The 3,915-nt window shown below is 67.6% G+C and carries 3 protein-coding genes; all 3 read left to right on the top strand.

Going from position 1 to position 3,915, the window contains the following annotated elements:
* Entirely contained in the window at positions 1-3,117 is a 3,117-nt protein-coding gene (gene carB, locus AB7U92_RS23285; protein WP_428582591.1) for a carbamoyl-phosphate synthase large subunit, read from the top strand.
* 75 nt (positions 3,118-3,192) lie between these two features.
* Entirely contained in the window at positions 3,193-3,669 is a 477-nt protein-coding gene (gene greA, locus AB7U92_RS23290; RefSeq protein WP_428582593.1) for a transcription elongation factor GreA, read from the top strand.
* The coding region (locus AB7U92_RS23295) for a DUF4149 domain-containing protein (protein ID WP_428582595.1) at positions 3,669-3,915 on the top strand (247 nt) is incomplete at its 3' end. The genes greA and AB7U92_RS23295, both read left to right, overlap by 1 nt.

The following is a 3,915-nucleotide window of genomic DNA, read 5'->3' on the forward strand; positions in this document are numbered from 1 at the left end:
ATGGCCGACGCCACCTACATCGAGCCGATCACCTGGCAGATGGTCGAGAAGATCATCGAGAAGGAGCGGCTGGAGCGTCCTGACGAACGGATGGCGCTGCTGCCCACCATGGGCGGCCAGACCGCCCTGAACTGCGCGCTCGACCTGCACAAGTACGGAGTGCTGGCCAAGTACGGCGTCGAGATGATCGGCGCCAACGAGCACGCGATCGAAAAGGCCGAGGATCGCCTGAAGTTCAAGGACGCGATGACCGGTATCGGCCTGCACTCGGCCAAGTCGGGCATTGCCCACTCCATGGAAGAGGCGCTCGCCGTGCAGCGCCGCATCGTGCAGGAGATCGGCGGCACGGGATTCCCGATGGTGATCCGGCCGAGCTTCACCCTCGGCGGCACCGGCGGCGGCATCGCCTACAACCCGGAGGAGTTCGAGGAGATCTGCAAGCGCGGCCTCGACCTCTCGCCGACCAACGAGCTGCTCATCGAGGAGAGCCTGATCGGCTGGAAGGAGTACGAGATGGAAGTGGTCCGCGACACGGCGGACAACTGCATCATCGTGTGCTCGATCGAGAACCTCGACCCGATGGGCGTGCACACCGGCGACTCGATCACCGTCGCGCCGGCGCAGACGCTGACCGACAAGGAATACCAGCTGCTGCGCAACGCCTCGATCGCGATTCTGCGAGAGATCGGCGTCGACACCGGCGGCTCCAACGTGCAGTTCTCGATCAACCCCGACAACGGCCGCATGGTCGTGATCGAGATGAACCCGCGCGTGTCGCGCTCCTCGGCGCTGGCCTCCAAGGCCACCGGCTTCCCGATCGCCAAGGTGGCGGCCAAGCTGGCAGTGGGCTACACGCTCGACGAACTGAAGAACGACATCACCGGCGGCGCCACGCCGGCCTCGTTCGAGCCCAGCATCGACTACGTCGTCACCAAGATCCCGCGCTTTGCCTTCGAGAAATTCCCTGCAGCCGATTCGCGGCTGACCACGCAGATGAAGTCGGTCGGCGAGGTGATGGCCATGGGCCGCACCTTCCAGGAGAGCTTCCAGAAGGCGCTGCGCGGCCTGGAGACCGGCATCGACGGCCTGACCGAGCGCAGCGAGGACCGCGAGGAGATCGTCCAGGAGATCGGCGAGCCCGGGCCGGAGCGCATCCTCTACGTGGCCGACGCCTTCCGCATCGGCATGACGCTGTCGGAAGTGTTCGAGGAAACGCACATCGACCCGTGGTTCCTGGCGCAGATCGAGCAGATCGTCGCCACGGAAGCGGTGGTGCGCGGCCGCACGCTGGCGAGCCTGTCGGCCGACGAGATGCGATTCCTCAAGCAGAAGGGCTTCTCGGACAAGCGGCTCGCGAAGCTGCTCGGCACCAACCAGCACGAGGTGCGCGTGGTGCGCCAGAAGCTCGGCGTGCGCCCGGTCTACAAGCGGGTCGACACCTGTGCGGCCGAGTTCGCCACCCAGACCGCCTACATGTACTCGACCTACGAGACCGTCGACGGCGAGTGCGAGGCGAGGCCGAGCGACCGCCGGAAGATCATGGTGCTCGGCGGCGGGCCCAACCGCATCGGACAGGGCATCGAATTCGACTACTGCTGCGTCCATGCCGCCTTCGCGATGCGCGAGGACGGCTACGAGACCATCATGGTCAACTGCAACCCGGAGACCGTCTCGACCGACTACGACACCTCCGACCGCCTGTACTTCGAGCCGGTCACGCTGGAAGACGTGCTGGAGATCGTCGACAAGGAAAAGCCCGCCGGCGTGATCGTGCAGTACGGCGGCCAGACGCCGCTGAAGCTGGCGCTCGACCTGGAGCGTGCCGGCGTGCCCATCGTCGGTACCAGCCCGGACAGCATCGACATCGCCGAGGACCGCGAGCGCTTCCAGAAGCTGCTGCACGACCTCGGCCTGAAGCAGCCGCCCAACCGGACGGCGCGTACCGAAGAGGCCGCGCTGCTGCTGGCCAACGAGATCGGATATCCGCTGGTGGTGCGGCCGAGCTACGTGCTCGGCGGTCGGGCGATGGAGATCGTGCACGGCGACAAGGACCTGGCGCGCTACATGCGCGAGGCCGTCCAGGTGAGCGAGAAGTCGCCGGTGCTGCTCGACCGCTTCCTCGACGACGCGATCGAGGTCGATGTCGACTGCATTGCCGACGGCAGCGACTCTGCCTCCGGCGTGATGATCGGCGGCATCATGGAGCACGTCGAGCAGGCCGGCATCCACTCCGGCGACTCGGCCTGCTCGCTGCCGCCGTACACCCTGCCGAAGCAACTGCAGGACGAACTGCGCCGCCAGACGATCCTGATGGCCCGCGCGCTGAAGGTGAAGGGCCTGATGAACGTGCAGTTCGCCATCCAGGGCGACACCTCGGGCGACGGCGCGAAGGCGACCGTCTACGTGCTCGAGGTGAACCCGCGCGCGTCGCGCACCGTGCCGTTCGTCTCCAAGGCCACCGGCCAGCCGCTGGCCAAGATCGCGGCGCGCTGCATGGTCGGGCAGACGCTCGCCTCTCAGCAGGGCGTGATGGGCGAGATCATCCCCTCGTACTTCAGCGTCAAGGAAGCCGTCTTCCCGTTCAACAAGTTCCCGGGTGTGGATCCGATCCTCGGCCCGGAGATGCGCTCTACCGGCGAGGTCATGGGCGCCGGTGCCACCTTCGGCGAGGCGATGCTCAAGAGCCAGCTCGGTGCCGGTTCGCGCCTGCCGCGCAAGGGCACGGTGTGCATCACGGTCAAGAACAACGACAAGGCGCGCGCCGTGGCGGTCGCGCGCGACCTGCACACGCTCGGCTTCGCGATCGTGGCGACCAAGGGCACGGCGGCGGCCATCGCCGAGGCTGGTGTGCCAGTCAAGGCGGTCAACAAGGTCAAGGACGGCCGGCCGCACATCGTCGACATGGTCAAGGCCGGCGAGATCCAGCTCGTCTTCACCACTGTCGACGAGACGCGCACCGCCATTGCCGACTCGCGCCACATCCGCCAGGCGGCTCTGGCCAACCGGGTGACCTACTACACCAGCATGGCCGGCTGCGAGGCCGCCGTGGAGGGCATGAAGCACCAGGCCGGGCTGGCCGTGAAGTCCCTGCAGGAATTGCACGCGGAACTGCACTAGACTGCGCTGGATCGATCAGGGCCGCTGCCGGTCTTCCCGGCGGCGGCTTCGTTTTTGCGGCAAGGTAGATTTGAAATGGCCACCATTCCCCTCACCAAGCGCGGCGCCGAGAAGCTCAAGGAAGAGCTCGCGCGCCTGAAGAACGTCGAGCGCCATGCCGTGATCCAGGCGATCGCGGAGGCGCGTGCCCAGGGCGATCTGTCCGAGAACGCCGAGTACGACGCCGCCAAGGACAAGCAGGGCTTCATCGAAGGCCGCATCCTCGAGATCGAAGGCAAGCTCGCTGCGGCGCAGGTCATCGACCCGGCCGCGCTGGACGCCGACGGCCGCGTGGTCTTCGGCGCCACCGTCGACCTCGAGGACGAGGACAGCGGTGCCAAGGTCACCTACCAGATCGTCGGCGAGGACGAGGCCGACCTCAAGCAGGGGCTGATCTCGGTCAACTCGCCCATCGCACGCGCGCTGATCGGCAAGAGCTCCGGCGACGTGGCCGAGGTGCAGGCGCCGGGCGGCGCTCGCCACTACGAGATCGTCGACGTCCGTTACGTCTGATGCCGGCCACGCGCATCGCGGCGCTGCTGGCCGGCCTGTGGGCCGGTGCGATCCTGGCCATCGGCCTGATCGGCGCGCCGGCCGGTTTTGCCGTGCTGCCCACGCCGGCCGAGGCGGGCCGGGTGGCCGGGCGCATGTTCGCCGTCGAGGCGCCGCTGAGCCTGGCGCAGGCCGTGGTGATCTTCCTGCGGGAGCGTCGGCGCGCCCGCGACGAGTCCGAAGCCGGCCGCGGCTCGCAGTTCAACG

Origin of the sequence: Piscinibacter sp. (assembly GCF_050175855.1) — a bacterium.
In the GTDB taxonomy this organism is placed as follows: domain Bacteria; phylum Pseudomonadota; class Gammaproteobacteria; order Burkholderiales; family Burkholderiaceae_C; genus Piscinibacter.